14 protein-coding genes are annotated in these 12508 nt (G+C 45.0%); 3 read left to right on the top strand and 11 right to left on the bottom strand.

The features are described from left to right. The first annotated feature begins 107 nt into the window (after positions 1–107). A complete protein-coding gene (locus tag ABUE20_RS16890; RefSeq protein WP_408621128.1) occupies positions 108–437 on the top strand; it encodes a hypothetical protein in 330 nt (109 codons plus the stop codon). Here ABUE20_RS16890 and ABUE20_RS16885 read toward each other — a convergent pair whose 3' ends face one another. Beyond that, positions 438–671, bottom strand: coding sequence for a hypothetical protein (locus ABUE20_RS16885; protein ID WP_408621127.1), 234 nt, complete (start codon positions 669–671; stop codon positions 438–440). Between the two features lie 464 nt (positions 672–1135). On the opposite strand from ABUE20_RS16885, the gene ABUE20_RS16880 reads away from it, so the two are divergent. Beyond that, a complete protein-coding gene (locus ABUE20_RS16880) occupies positions 1136–2323 on the top strand; it encodes an MFS transporter (protein WP_408621126.1) in 1188 nt (395 codons plus the stop codon). Between the two features lie 63 nt (positions 2324–2386). Here the strand turns inward: ABUE20_RS16880 and ABUE20_RS16875 are convergent, their stop codons facing one another. The 9 genes from ABUE20_RS16875 to ABUE20_RS16835 all read right to left on the bottom strand — a co-directional run bounded on the left by ABUE20_RS16875 (position 2387) and on the right by ABUE20_RS16835 (position 9200). After that, the gene (locus tag ABUE20_RS16875) at positions 2387–3307 is read right to left on the bottom strand and encodes a metal ABC transporter substrate-binding protein (RefSeq protein WP_408621125.1); all 921 of its coding nucleotides are present in this window, start codon (positions 3305–3307) and stop codon (positions 2387–2389) included. A 13-nt stretch (positions 3308–3320) separates the two neighbouring features. Beyond that, positions 3321–4187 carry a metal ABC transporter permease gene (locus tag ABUE20_RS16870; RefSeq protein ID WP_408621124.1) on the bottom strand — a complete coding sequence of 289 codons (867 nt, stop codon included), beginning with the start codon at positions 4185–4187 and terminating at the stop codon, positions 3321–3323. After that, the gene (gene aztA, locus ABUE20_RS16865) at positions 4184–4924 is read right to left on the bottom strand and encodes a zinc ABC transporter ATP-binding protein AztA (RefSeq protein ID WP_408621123.1); all 741 of its coding nucleotides are present in this window, start codon (positions 4922–4924) and stop codon (positions 4184–4186) included. The genes ABUE20_RS16870 and aztA overlap by 4 nt, the downstream gene beginning before the upstream one ends. A 283-nt stretch (positions 4925–5207) precedes the next feature. Further along, positions 5208–5789 carry a PhnA domain-containing protein gene (locus tag ABUE20_RS16860; RefSeq protein ID WP_408621122.1) on the bottom strand — a complete coding sequence of 194 codons (582 nt, stop codon included), beginning with the start codon at positions 5787–5789 and terminating at the stop codon, positions 5208–5210. A gap of 283 nt (positions 5790–6072) precedes the next feature. Further along, positions 6073–6306: a hypothetical protein gene (locus ABUE20_RS16855; RefSeq protein ID WP_408621121.1), complete on the bottom strand. Its 234-nt coding sequence runs from the start codon at positions 6304–6306 to the stop codon at positions 6073–6075. 10 nt (positions 6307–6316) lie between these two features. Beyond that, the gene (locus tag ABUE20_RS16850) at positions 6317–7030 is read right to left on the bottom strand and encodes an HI_1241 family integral membrane domain (RefSeq protein WP_408621120.1); all 714 of its coding nucleotides are present in this window, start codon (positions 7028–7030) and stop codon (positions 6317–6319) included. Beyond that, on the bottom strand, positions 7027–7695 hold the full coding sequence (locus tag ABUE20_RS16845) for a M15 family metallopeptidase (RefSeq protein ID WP_408621119.1): 669 nt from the start codon (positions 7693–7695) through the stop codon (positions 7027–7029). The genes ABUE20_RS16850 and ABUE20_RS16845 overlap by 4 nt, the downstream gene beginning before the upstream one ends. After that, the gene (dapE, locus tag ABUE20_RS16840) at positions 7692–8825 is read right to left on the bottom strand and encodes a succinyl-diaminopimelate desuccinylase (RefSeq protein ID WP_408621118.1); all 1134 of its coding nucleotides are present in this window, start codon (positions 8823–8825) and stop codon (positions 7692–7694) included. Before dapE ends, ABUE20_RS16845 begins: the two co-directional genes overlap by 4 nt. 18 nt (positions 8826–8843) lie before the next feature. Next, positions 8844–9200 carry an ArsC family reductase gene (locus tag ABUE20_RS16835; protein ID WP_498038928.1) on the bottom strand — a complete coding sequence of 119 codons (357 nt, stop codon included), beginning with the start codon at positions 9198–9200 and terminating at the stop codon, positions 8844–8846. Positions 9201–9988: 788 nt separating this feature from the next. Between ABUE20_RS16835 and ABUE20_RS16830 the strand changes: the two genes are divergently transcribed. Then, positions 9989–10516, top strand: a complete 528-nt coding sequence (locus ABUE20_RS16830) for an REP-associated tyrosine transposase (RefSeq protein WP_408621116.1) — start codon at positions 9989–9991, stop codon at positions 10514–10516. Positions 10517–10559: 43 nt separating this feature from the next. On the opposite strand, the gene ettA is transcribed toward ABUE20_RS16830, so the two are convergent. Next, positions 10560–12224 carry an energy-dependent translational throttle protein EttA gene (ettA, locus tag ABUE20_RS16825; protein ID WP_408621115.1) on the bottom strand — a complete coding sequence of 555 codons (1665 nt, stop codon included), beginning with the start codon at positions 12222–12224 and terminating at the stop codon, positions 10560–10562. Positions 12225–12508 lie beyond the last annotated feature (284 nt).

Here is a 12508-nt window from a genome sequence, read left to right as displayed (position 1 = left end):
TCAAACAGCTCCGTGGGTTGATAAAGATCGGGTGTTTCAGCATTCTGATCGTTGCTCTTTCCGCTTGCCAGACTGTTCCTGAAGAGCCCCATTACCGGGTTTTAACCATGAAGTATGTTTTAGATCGAGCCCGACCTTATGAATCTCGCTGTCAGACATTTCGAATGTCGCCTGCGGAGGCGGTGATTTTCTTTCAGACTGCACAGGTTATTTCTAATCCGGCTCAGTTTCGGCAACTGGCAAAACCGGCTGCCTGTTATTATCAGGGGATTATTCAGACGCACGGAAACATGCTGCAGTGGCGGATCACCGCAGCAGGCGTAGGTTATTTAACCTACGGGCCAGGTAATCCAAACAATCGGCAATTGCTATGTGGTACGGCTTGTCATCAGCAATTTGGCGAACGCTTGGATGTTTATCCCATTGATTCTAAATAATTATCGTATCATGGCATCATGTGCTCTTGCAGCACGATGAAAATGAATACAGCAATGCGGGCAGACATGTACATTGTGGAAAATTTTTTCTGCTCTCATAATGGCGGCTCGTTCATCACTAAATGAACCAACATAAATACGATGTGATCGGCTGGGAATATACTGACATTGTTCCTGATGGAGTTCATAGGCTCCGCCAGGCAAAGGTGTTTTATCAACGAAATAATGGGTCATGATGGTCACCTTCATGGCTTGGTCAAGCTTTACACAGCATAGATAATTTTTGATAAAAGCAATAGCCAGTACTGCACAAATATCCATAAAGATTGTGATCTATGCCCGATGGCTCTCGGGTATGTGATCCAGCTCCGATATTTATCGGAAAATATCATAGCTAGAATTTTCGGAATTTATTTTTCTTGTCGTCCCGGTTGCGGCCTCAATGTGGTGTGGGGAAATTCATATCTTATGGAGAAAATCGGTCATGATTGAAATTTATAGAACGGTATCTGAGCCTGCTTGATGCCGTATTGGACTGCGTCGGTGGAGCGTGTGACCCAGCCAGCCATGTTTCTTGCCTAAATCAGGCTCAGATAGCTTCAAAATAATCACGAAGGGTCAACATGCCCTAGTATCTATCTGATTACAGGCATAAAATATCCTTTATTGTTTGACTGAATTTACTGAGTGAGTAAGTCATGCCTGAGCTGTCCTCCCAACAGCGAGTCTTTCAAATTTTCTCTGTTGTGATGTTTACTTTTGTTTGTTATTTATCGGTTGCCTTGCCATTAGCTGTTTTACCCGGATATGTTCATAATGATTTGGGATTCAATTCCATCATGGCTGGGGTGGTTATTAGCGCTCAATCGCTGGCCACTTTGTTCAGCCGTCCTCAAGCCGGGCGCTATGCTGATTTATGGGGGGCGAAAAAAGTCGTCACACTGGGTTTGATCTGTTGTGCGTTAAGTGGTGTGTTTTATGGGTTTGGAATGTGGATGTCCCATTTGCCCTGGGTTTCATTGGGCCTGATTATTGTGGGTCGATTATTTTTGGGATGGGGTGAAAGTTTTACCAGTACCGGCTCTATGTTATGGGGCATGACACTGGTTGGTTCCCGACATACGGCTCAGGTGATCTCATGGAATGGCGTGGCAACTTATGGTGCGATTGCTATCGGTGCGCCATTAGGGGTTTGGATTAATCATTCAACGCATTTGTATGGACTGTCCATTTTTATTTTCGTGGTCGGATTATTAGCGATGTTGATTGCGATACGACGTCCTAATGTCACGATTGTGACCGGTAGCCGAGTTCCTTTCAGTCAGGTGTTGGGAAAAATCTGGACTTTTGGTTTAGGATTGGCGTTTGGCTCGTTGGGATTTGCTGTGGTCACAACGTTTATCACACTCTATTTTGCAGCCAATCATTGGCTTGGTGCCGCTTATACACTGACTGCATTCAGTATCGGTTTTGTAGGAATGCGATTGGTTTTGGGAACCTCGATCAACCGATATGGAGGGCTCCGGGTGTCACTGGCCTCATTCGGTGTCGAAGCTGTGGGTTTGTTGCTAATTTGTCTGGCACCTAATGCTTGGGTCGCGGGATTCGGCGCGCTGTTAACCGGAACTGGATTCTCGCTGATCTTCCCAGGGCTTGGCGTTGAAGCTGTTAAATATGTCCCAGAGCAAAATCAAGGGACTGCATTAGGTACTTATTCGGCTTTTTTTGATTTGGCTCTGACCATCGCAGGTCCCATGGCCGGTTTAGCGATTACCTATACTGGGCTCGCTTCTATTTATTTATATGCGGCTATTCTTGTGATTGTTGCTGCACTGATGGTTCGCCAGATGGTGGTGCGCCGAGCTCGGCTGATGTTGCCACATTAATTAGAATCAACAATCTATGTGATATAAATGGCTAAATCAGTTTATTAGCCATTTATATATTGTTTATTGTGCTGAAGCCGTTAGGGCTTTGGCAATGGTAGTGACGTTATGGCGCATCATCTCAATGTAAGTCGGGGCATTTTTCGATAAAGCATCAGAATATAATTCGCCCCCGATTTTGGCATGAGTTTCACGGCTTATCTGTGTAATCAACCGGGGATCACTGATATTCTCAATAAAAACTGCGGTAATTTTTTCAGCTTTGATCTGTTTTATAATGCTAGCGACATCGTACGCTGAGGCTTCTGCGGCAGTATTGGTGCCTTGAGGCGCAATAAATTGCAGATGATAGGCATGGGCCAGATAACCGAATGCATCATGTGAGGTAATGATTTTACGCTGTGTGTGCGGGATGGCATTGAATGTTGACTGAATAAACTGTTTCAGTTGAGTCAACTTTTGAATGTAAGCGCGCGCGTTTGCAGCGTAGAGTGTTTGATGAGCCGGATCTTGCTCACTTAAGGCTCGCTCGATGTTATGTACATAAATAATGACGTTATCGACATCGTGCCAGACGTGAGGATCGTATTTGCCGTGATGTTCATGTTCATGAATCTCGATGTCACCCTGTTCATCCGCTAATGCCAGTGGCTGGATTCCCTGACTGGCAATCACCATTTTTCCTTTGAAACCGGATGATTGTTGCAGTCTGGCCATCCAACCTTCTAACCCTAAACCGCTCATGATTAGTAAATCAGCTTGTGCGACCCGCCGAATATCGCTAGGTCTTGGACTATAGACATGCACATCGCTATCGTTTCCTACTAATGTGTAAAGATCGATGGCGTTTCCTCCGACTTGGTGGACCACATCACCTAAGACGCTAAAACTGGCGACAACTTTTAATTTACCGGCAGCATGACCTAATGGAATAAATCCGATTAGGAGCATAGCAACAGCCAACCACGATATTCGTTTCTTCATAAAATGCTCGCGACTAAGTTGTTAAATGACGACGGGGGATCAGTTTGATTAAGAGACCTCCACGTCGGCCTAATAACATTGAGACCACATAGATACATCCCAGAACCAGAATAATAGCTGGGCTCGTTGACCAGCCGAAGTAAAAAGAGGTGAGTAATCCGGTAAAGCAGCTAAAGATATCAATCAACACGGCCAGAATAAGCAACCAGCCTAACTTATCACTCCAGAAACGGGCGGATGTTGCCGGTAAAATCATGAGCCCAACGGACATCAGTGTGCCTAATGCATGGAATCCGGCCACCAAGTTTAAGACGACCAGTACCAGAAAACATAAATGAGTGGGCGTGCTCAATCGGCTGACACTTTTGAGAAAAGCTGGATCAAGGCATTCCATTACCAAAGGGCGATAACAAATGGCTAACAGGATCAGGCTAATAGTTGCAATTCCGGCCAATAAATAAAGAGCCATATCATTAAGGGCTAGTGCGCTACCAAACAGGACATGCAATAAGTCAACATTGCTGCCATGTTGGGAGATGATCAGGACGCCAAGGGCTAGCGAGATCAGATAAAATGCAGCCATACTGGCATCTTCGCCAGAATTAGTGGCTCGAGCAATAGCGCCAGAGAGGATGGCGACCAGCGCTCCGGCGATCAGTCCACCGATCGTCATGGCTGGGATGGAAAGACCTGCCAACAAAAAACCGATCGCAGCGCCGGGAAGAATGGCGTGGGCCATGGCATCACCGGTTAGGCTCATACGGCGGAGCATCAGGAAAACACCTACGGGAGCAGAACTCAACGAAAGTGCAGTACACCCCACCAGCGCCCGACGCATAAATTCAAAGTCGCTAAATGGGCTGAAGAGTAAATCGATCAAGTCGGTTCTCCCGGTAAATTACACACCTTGGCATGTTCGTCGAATACGGCATTGGAGGCTCTGGCTTCTGCTAGATTTTCATCGGTCATGACCGCGGCTGTATCGCCGATACTAATAAGTTTTCGTGAGAGTAATAGGGCTTTGGGAAAATAGTGCCGCACCTGCTGAAAATCGTGTAATACGGCGATAATCGTTTTCCCTTGTTGATTCCACTGGCGGATGAGCGTGAGTAGATCATCGCAAGTGCGGGTATCAATGGCATTAAAAGGTTCATCGAGCAAGATTAATTTAGCATCCTGAACTAATAGTCTGGCAAATAATACTCGCTGCATTTGTCCTCCGGAGAGAGAGGCAATGGAACGTTTTTGGTAGCCTTTTAATCCAACTTGTTCAATAGCATCTTGTACTTTGATCCGATCGGATTGCCGAATACGCCCAAAAGCGCCTCGATGGCGCCAGCACCCCATCGCGACGACTTGTTCAACACTAATGGGAAATTGACGATCTAACTGGTTTAACTGAGGAAGATAGGCGATATCTTCAGCCCGGTTACCATCGAATCGTATGTCTCCCCCCAGCGGCCGCAATTGGCCCATAATGCCTTTGAGTAACGTCGATTTTCCGGCACCATTAGGTCCAACTAACGCCAGTAAATCACCGGTTTCAATTTTGCAACTCAGGTGATGAACAGCCGGATGGCGATCATAGCCTAAAGTTAAATTAGAAAATTGCAGCATAGATGACCTTAAGCCTGGGCCCAGAAGATGGCCAGCCAGATAGCACTGCAGAGGATCAGTGCGATTCCCAAACGTTGAAGTATTCCAGTTTCGAGCATAATCTGTCTTTTATTGTTAAAATTGAGTGTCGTTGCATCATACAAAACGGCCAAATATGTTATAACGTAACAAATTATAAGGCAACCCTGTTGTCACTGATCTTTAGTGGGCAAGTTTTTCAAAGTCTCTGATGGTGTGTCGAGCGAAAAAGGTAAAACCACAGCATTGCGCTGTGGTTTGAATATTAGTTCGATTTTTTTAAGAATTTAGTGAGAAGAACGATTCGGGTGCCGTTGACACGTCCCTCAATTTGCTCCGGATTATCGGTCAAGGCTATATTTCGTACTGCTGTGCCTCGTTTAGCGGTAAATCCGGCCCCTTTAACAACTAGATCTTTAATTAAATGGACGGTATCTCCGGCCTGTAATTCCGTACCGTTACTATCAACGGCTTTAAGCTGAGGCTCATCAGAAGAGGCGGTTGTGAGTCCGGCATCTGCCCAGATTTTGAGTTCATCTTCAAGATAGAGCATATCCAGTAAATCCTGAGCCCAGGATTCCGATTTAAGCTGGTGGAGCTGACGGTAAGCCAGAACCTGAATCGAACTAACCGGGCTCCACATGCTGTCGCTTAAACAGCGCCAGTGGTTAGTATCGATTTGCTTTGGATCCTGAAGCTGCTGAACACAATTTTCACATAACAGAGCATGGCTGTCCGCTGAGTCATCAGGACTTTCGGGGACGGCAAAAATTGTTAGTGATTGTTCACTCTTGCATAGTTCACATTGATGTTGTGCTCGTTGATGAAGGATCTGTTCAATAGACATCTCGGGCCTTTTCAGTTGAGGAGTTGTTTAAAAGCTACTCTGTTGGTTAATATCTGCTCAAAATAAGCAATGAAAGGGCGGTATTATGCCTAAATATGCATAGATTGCCAGTCTGGATATGAATTATTCGAGGTCGTTTTAGATACTGTTACCACCGGGGGAGAATTTTATTTAAATTTTAAAGGGTTTATCCCCGATTCAGTATTGAAGAGGCAAGCTACAGTTCATCCGACTTACTTGGTGCTGAGGGCTATAAAAAGCTAGTTCGAAAAATATGCTTCATTTATGCCTCTGGAGTAGGTGGGTCGTCATCCGTAGATGTTTGGGGCGTATTTTTATTTGACTTGGTTTTTGTTGATTCTGATGCTTCTTGTTGCTGATATTTTTTTTCTAATTCAGTGAGTTCTTCCTGGCGTCGTTTAGCATAAGCATTGGTACTTCGCAGCATATCTTTAATGGTATTAATAAATACGCCGAGGATGAAAATTAGAATAGCGACGATAATCCAGGTTTTCATGGGGGCTCCGTTAACCTAATAAATAGAGAAGTCGGGTCGTTATCACGGCTGCAATCACCAAACATAAATTTGTGGCCGCCAACTGTCCTGCGGTGGGTTGCATACTTCGGAATAAAGGAAGTAACCAGATGAATAATCCAGCCAGAGCAAAGCTGACCATCTGAATAAATATGGTTGTCAGTTGCGGGAGCAATGGTTGATGGCCATAGTGCCAGATTTGAAATGCATGCAGGCACACAAATAAGGCCAATATGATGATCCCGATCATGGGTAAAATTCGATCAAAGGCATGGAGTCGATGTCCCCCTCGAACGAGTAACCAATGGGTTAGGGCACTGCCACTCAGTAGGCCAATTAAAGATATAGCGGGCCAGTGATAAAGGATGAATAAGCTGGCTAGTATCAATGGAGTCCCAGCAATCCACCAGTAGTGTTCCGTGAGTGAGCGTTTACCTGCCAGACGAAATTGTTTAATGCTTAGAGACCAGCCGACAATGACTGAAAGCAAGATGAGATAGGTTGATAGTTGTTGGAACTGGTGGTCGGCGATAGCGCTGAGAGCGCCCAGAGTTGTTAAACTCCAAAGCGTCGCAAATTGTTGACTCAGGCGGCTGCGCTGGCCTGCACAGATTTGTCCACGGTATAAAATGACCATTAATAGTATGAATCCTATGGCACCGGATACCGGTAAAATAATGGCAAGGGATTGATATAAAGTGCTCATAGTGGCTCACAAATTTGGATAAAGTAATCGTGATAGATATCTGAAAGGTGCTTGAGAACGGTATTTTTGCCTTTGATTTCAGATTGTTCCAAAAGAGTTGTTAGTGATGTAAGTTGGTGCTCACTTTTAAATTTCTGCGCTAATGGCGCATAACTTAAGTGCCAGGGTTCCGGATGAGTCCCCCCAAGATCGCGACAATAGGGAAAGAAAAAATGAAATTGTTGCGCATGCGTTGAGAGCCACTGCCAGAGTGGATAGAGCATGCCTCCGGGTTGATAGGTCGCTGGGCACAACTCAAATCGACCTTCTATTAAAGGTAATGAATAAATATCAATATCCGTGCCCCAGTGATGTCGGCTGGCTCCCGGCAAGGCACTCCAGCGTAAAATGGCTTTGAGTTTTTGGATCTCTGTGAGTGAGTGAATAGCGATAGGTCGGTTGTTATCGTCCATGATCGCGCGTTGCCCGGACCACTTTTCATTCCATATTGTTAACTGCGTGTTAAAACTGCGATAACTGCTATACAACGACAACTGAATGCCTTCAGCAGCTGCGGCTTGTTGCATCTGCAAAAAAGCTGCGGCCGCCTGTGGATGCAGTCGTTGTCCTGATTCGACTTCGGTTAGAGGAAAAAATTGCTGGCCATAAAGGAGCGGATAGCTCATGCCAACAACTCTCGCAGGATCTGATAGTACATGTCAGCTAGTTTTTCTAAATCGGCTACATTGACACATTCATTGATTTTATGAATTGTGGCATTGACTGGGCCAAGTTCGACTACCTGAGCACCCGTTTTGGCGATAAAACGACCATCGGATGTCCCACCGGTTGTGAGCAGTTGTGGAGCTTTGCCATTCACGGATGAAATCGCTTGATTGACGGCTTCGACCAGTTCACCGCGTTCGGTTAAGAAGGGTTGCCCATTATAGGTCCAGTTGAGTTCCCAATTAAGCTGATGTTTATCCAGTAATGCTTCAACCTGAGAGACCAGTTGTTGATCGGTCACTTCTGTGGAGTAGCGAAAATTAAACTGGACATCCAGTTCTCCGGGAATGACGTTTGAGGCTCCGGTTCCGGCATGGATGTTGGCAATCTGAAAGCTGGTGGGTGGGAAAAAGTCATTTCCTTGATCCCAGTGTTGTTCTACCAACTCAGTTAAAGCCGGAGCAGCTCGGTGTACTGGATTATCACCTAAGTGAGGATAGGCCACATGCCCCTGGATCCCTTTGACTTTTAGATCTCCGGTTAGCGAACCTCTCCGGCCGTTTTTCACAACATCACCGACGTTTTCTGTGGATGAAGGTTCTCCGACAATACAGTAATCGATCCGCTCATTACGCGCCGTTAAGGTATCGATGACTTTGGTAGTGCCATTGATAAAAGGCCCCTCTTCGTCCGATGTAATCAAAAATGCAATCGAACCGCGATGATTGGGGTAATCACTGACAAAACGGCGGGTTGCAACTAACATAGCCGCTAATGAGCCCTTCATATCCGCTGCGCCCCGACCATACAAATAGCCATCTTTGATCGTCGGCTCAAAAGGCGGAGTCTGCCAGTGCTGCTCCGGGCCAGAAGGCACGACATCAGTATGACCGGCAAAACAAAAGACTGGGCCTTGGTTGCCGCGTCGAGCCCACATATTGGTGGTATCGGCAAAGACCATTGATTCGATGCTAAAATCGCTGTCGACCAAATAATCGGCCATCATGGTTTGGCAGCCAAAGTCTTCAGGAGTCACCGAAGGGCGACGGATTAAATCACAGGCCAGTTCAATAACTGAAGGGTTAGACATTCGTTTTCCTGACTTTTATTAAGCAAAAAATTGTTGGTAACTTGCAGGGCTGAATCCAAGTAAATAGCGTCCTTGAACGACTAATAGCGGACGCTTGATCATGGCTGGATACTCTAACATGAGAGCAAGTGCTTGATCACGATCCAAGGATTGTTTCTGGGCATCGCTGAGTTGCCGATAAGTGGTCCCACGTTTGTTGAGTAGTGCCTGCCAGCCCAGTTCTTGTTCGAATTGAGTTAGCATTTCCAGCGTCAATCCATCTTTACGGTAATCATGAAACTGATAATCAATTTGCTGTTCATCCAGATAACGACGAGCCTTTTTGATGGTATCACAGTTAGGTATCCCATAGAGGGTTACTGGCTGTTGAGTCACGTTGTAACATTCCCGAATCATATTGAATTGGTACCAAGGATATCAATCTTAACCTGAGTTGGGTAGCGTTGTGTCATGGTTATGAAGGGCGTGGTGTCGATGTATACAAGAGGCCGGGGGAAAATTTTTTAAAAGCCCGGGATTATGCTATATCAATGAAATTGATAAATATTATATAAAGAGTCAATATAAATTTATATTGACTTATTAGTTAGTTGTGAATAGAAATAGTAGCCAACTGAGTTTTAAAATAATGATGATTGATGAATTTATACTTTTAACATACATCTATAGGGTGATAGTTTAAGATTTAAAAGTGATCAGGCGAAATCAGTGTTGTTTTTTAAGTAGGGCTAGAAATTGAATGAAATTCAAGCGCTCCGATGGCAAGTGCACCATGATGGATGGTTATTATTTACTGAAGGGCAAATAAAGTTGTAATGGTAAAGACTTAGCGATAGATTAATACCTTTTTTACCATAGAAAACATAACGTTATATTATATCAGTATAATACTGGATAGGATTGTATAAAGAAACATCATTCTGGTATTCATTTTAAAGTATTGAGAGTACCCAGGGGCTGTAGGGCTTCGCTGAAAAGCGGTGCTCAGGGTTGGGTTTGGACAGGGAAACGGTGTGAATGTACGTGCATCGTTGAATACTGGATAAGTCAAACATGGGCATTACCCGGTTGGTTTATTGAATCGAACCCGGTTTAATCACCAAAGGTTTATCGATCTTTGGCCAATGGGTGCTGTCGCAGTTTATTTTACCCAAGGAATGGATATGGCTTCATATCGACGAACTTTCTCTTCCAATGGAAGTTATTTTTATACGCTGAAAAAGAATCCGCAACATATCGGAACTTTAACAGAGTCGGTTCAGCTATTGGAGAAAGCTCTTCGCCAAGCGCTTATGTTTTATCCGGGCATCGTTCAGGCCATGGTGGTTCTCCCCGATCACTTGCATATGATGCTGACGTTTCCAAAAGATGTTTCTTATCAGGAAGCTTTTATTCGATCTTTTAAAAAAAGCTTTACGCAATTATTAGCTAATTTGGGACTGGTTCGGGCTTTAACACCGAATCATCCGAATTATGTTTGGCGAGCTGATTATTGGCAGGTTTATCTGAGTGATGAGCAAGATTGGCTGAAACATTTGCAATATTTACATTTTAATCCTGTTTATCATGGTTTAGTGAAACAGGTTAAAGATTGGCCGTATTCAACATTCCATCAATATGTTGAAGATGGTTTAGCTGATATGGATTGGAGTTTGTCAGAGCTTATTACAGGTGAATTTGGTGAGCCATAGCTCTTTAGAAATCCCGGACTGGAGTACAGTCCGGGAATAGTGGTTAACTGATTTTGCGATATTTGATCCGATGGGGCTGAGCTGCTTCTGTTCCTAATGTTTTTTTCAGCCACTCTTCATAGTCGGTAAAGTTGCCTTCGTAGAAATTCACTTGGCCTTCATCCCGATAATCCAGAATGTGTGTGGCTATTCGATCGAGGAACCAACGGTCATGCGAGATCACCATTGCGCAACCTGCGAAGTCGAGTAATGCATCTTCCAGAGCCCGCAGGGTTTCGACGTCCAGATCATTGGTTGGTTCATCCAGCAGCAGTACGTTTCCTCCGGCCTGTAATAGTTTGGCCAGGTGAAGGCGTCCCCGTTCCCCACCGGAAAGTTCACCTACACGTTTTTGCTGATCAGAGCCTTTAAAATTGAAGCGTCCGACATAAGCTCGGCTCGGGATATCAATATTACCAATCTTCAAAATGTCACTACCGCCAGAGACTTCTTCCCAAACAGTTTTGTTGTTATCCATTGCATCACGGAACTGATCGACCGCGGCAATTTGTACAGTTTCCCCAATACTCACAGTGCCTGAATCCGGCTGCTCATGACCGGTTAACATTTTAAATAGTGTTGATTTTCCAGCCCCATTGGGACCAATAATCCCCACGATAGCGCCTTTAGGAATGCTGAATGACAAATCATTAATTAGCACTCGACCATCAAATGATTTGGTCAGATTTTCGACATCGATAACCTTATCACCGAGTCGTTGTGCGGTTGGAATAAAGAGCTCGTTGGTCTCATTGCGTTTGGTGTAATCCTGATTATTTAGTTCTTCAAACCGGGCCATACGGGATTTGCTTTTAGCCTGACGACCTTTAGGATTTGAACGCACCCATTCCAATTCTTTCTGGATCGATTTCATGCGAGCTTTTTCAGCGGCGGCTTCGTGTTCCAGTCGTGCTTCTTTTTGTTCCAGCCAAGATGAATAATTGCCTTCCCAAGGGATCCCTTCACCACGGTCCAGCTCCAGAATCCAACCCGCCACATTATCCAGAAAATAACGGTCATGGGTGATCGCTACAACTGTTCCTTCATAATCTTTTAGGAAGCGTTCCAGCCAGGCGACGGATTCTGCATCCAAATGGTTGGTCGGTTCATCTAACAAAAGCATATCTGGTTTTTCGAGCAATAGACGACAAATCGCCACCCGTCGGCGTTCACCGCCCGATAGATGTTTAATCTTCGCGTCCCAAGGTGGAAGGCGCAGAGCATCTGCCGCTCGTTCGAGCTGATTTTCCAAATTATGACCGTCGGCTGTTGCAACAATCGCTTCCAATTCTTGCTGGCGTTGAGCCAATTTATCAAAATCCGCATCCGGATCGGCATAGGCTGCATAGACTTCGTCTAACTCTTTCTGTGCGTTGATGACTAGTGAAAGGGCTTCTTCGACAGTCTCCCGGACGTTTTTTTCCAGATCCAATTGAGGTTCCTGAGGAAGATAGCCGATACGGGTTCCTGGATTTGCTCTGGCTTCCCCTTCATGTTCGGTATCTACGCCAGCCATAATCCGTAGCAAAGTTGATTTACCGGCACCGTTTAACCCCAAGACTCCAATTTTAGCGCCTGGGAAAAAGCTGAGTGAGATGTCTTTTAGAATATGACGTTTAGGGGGGACGATTTTACCAACACGGTTCATGGTGTAGATAAATTGAGCCATAAGAGCAAATCCTTTAATTTGAAAATGGACCAGCAGCCTAAAGGCTACTGACGGTAGAACATATTGCGTTTAAGTATACATGGAAAGCAGGATGGAGGTGTAGAGGAGAGGTGTTTGAGTTGTTCTTCAAGAAATATTTTCCCGGATTCCGCAAGCTGCATCCGGGCTACGAAAGTGTTAATCGGCCAGTAATATGTAGCCCGGATGCAACGTAGTGAAATCCGGGATATTTTGAATTAGCACTCTTTTTTCTCAGGGAAAACTCGCACTGATTTATTTTCCCC

Origin of the sequence: Celerinatantimonas marina, assembly GCF_046054165.1 — a bacterium.
Lineage (GTDB): Bacteria > Pseudomonadota > Gammaproteobacteria > Enterobacterales > Celerinatantimonadaceae > Celerinatantimonas.
This window is presented reverse-complemented; position numbering and strand designations above follow the sequence as displayed.

Coding starts and splice junctions, on each gene's coding strand:
- ABUE20_RS16890 (WP_408621128.1), top strand. CDS start 108: ATGAAGTATGTTTTAGATCGAGCCCGACCTTATGAATCTCGCTGTCAG.
- ABUE20_RS16885 (WP_408621127.1), bottom strand. CDS start 671: ATGACCCATTATTTCGTTGATAAAACACCTTTGCCTGGCGGAGCCTAT.
- ABUE20_RS16880 (WP_408621126.1), top strand. CDS start 1,136: ATGCCTGAGCTGTCCTCCCAACAGCGAGTCTTTCAAATTTTCTCTGTT.
- ABUE20_RS16875 (WP_408621125.1), bottom strand. CDS start 3,307: ATGAAGAAACGAATATCGTGGTTGGCTGTTGCTATGCTCCTAATCGGA.
- aztA (WP_408621123.1), bottom strand. CDS start 4,924: ATGCTGCAATTTTCTAATTTAACTTTAGGCTATGATCGCCATCCGGCT.
- ABUE20_RS16860 (WP_408621122.1), bottom strand. CDS start 5,789: ATGTCTATTGAACAGATCCTTCATCAACGAGCACAACATCAATGTGAA.
- ABUE20_RS16855 (WP_408621121.1), bottom strand. CDS start 6,306: ATGAAAACCTGGATTATCGTCGCTATTCTAATTTTCATCCTCGGCGTA.
- ABUE20_RS16850 (WP_408621120.1), bottom strand. CDS start 7,030: ATGAGCACTTTATATCAATCCCTTGCCATTATTTTACCGGTATCCGGT.
- ABUE20_RS16845 (WP_408621119.1), bottom strand. CDS start 7,695: ATGAGCTATCCGCTCCTTTATGGCCAGCAATTTTTTCCTCTAACCGAA.
- dapE (WP_408621118.1), bottom strand. CDS start 8,825: ATGTCTAACCCTTCAGTTATTGAACTGGCCTGTGATTTAATCCGTCGC.
- ABUE20_RS16830 (WP_408621116.1), top strand. CDS start 9,989: ATGGCTTCATATCGACGAACTTTCTCTTCCAATGGAAGTTATTTTTAT.
- ettA (WP_408621115.1), bottom strand. CDS start 12,224: ATGGCTCAATTTATCTACACCATGAACCGTGTTGGTAAAATCGTCCCC.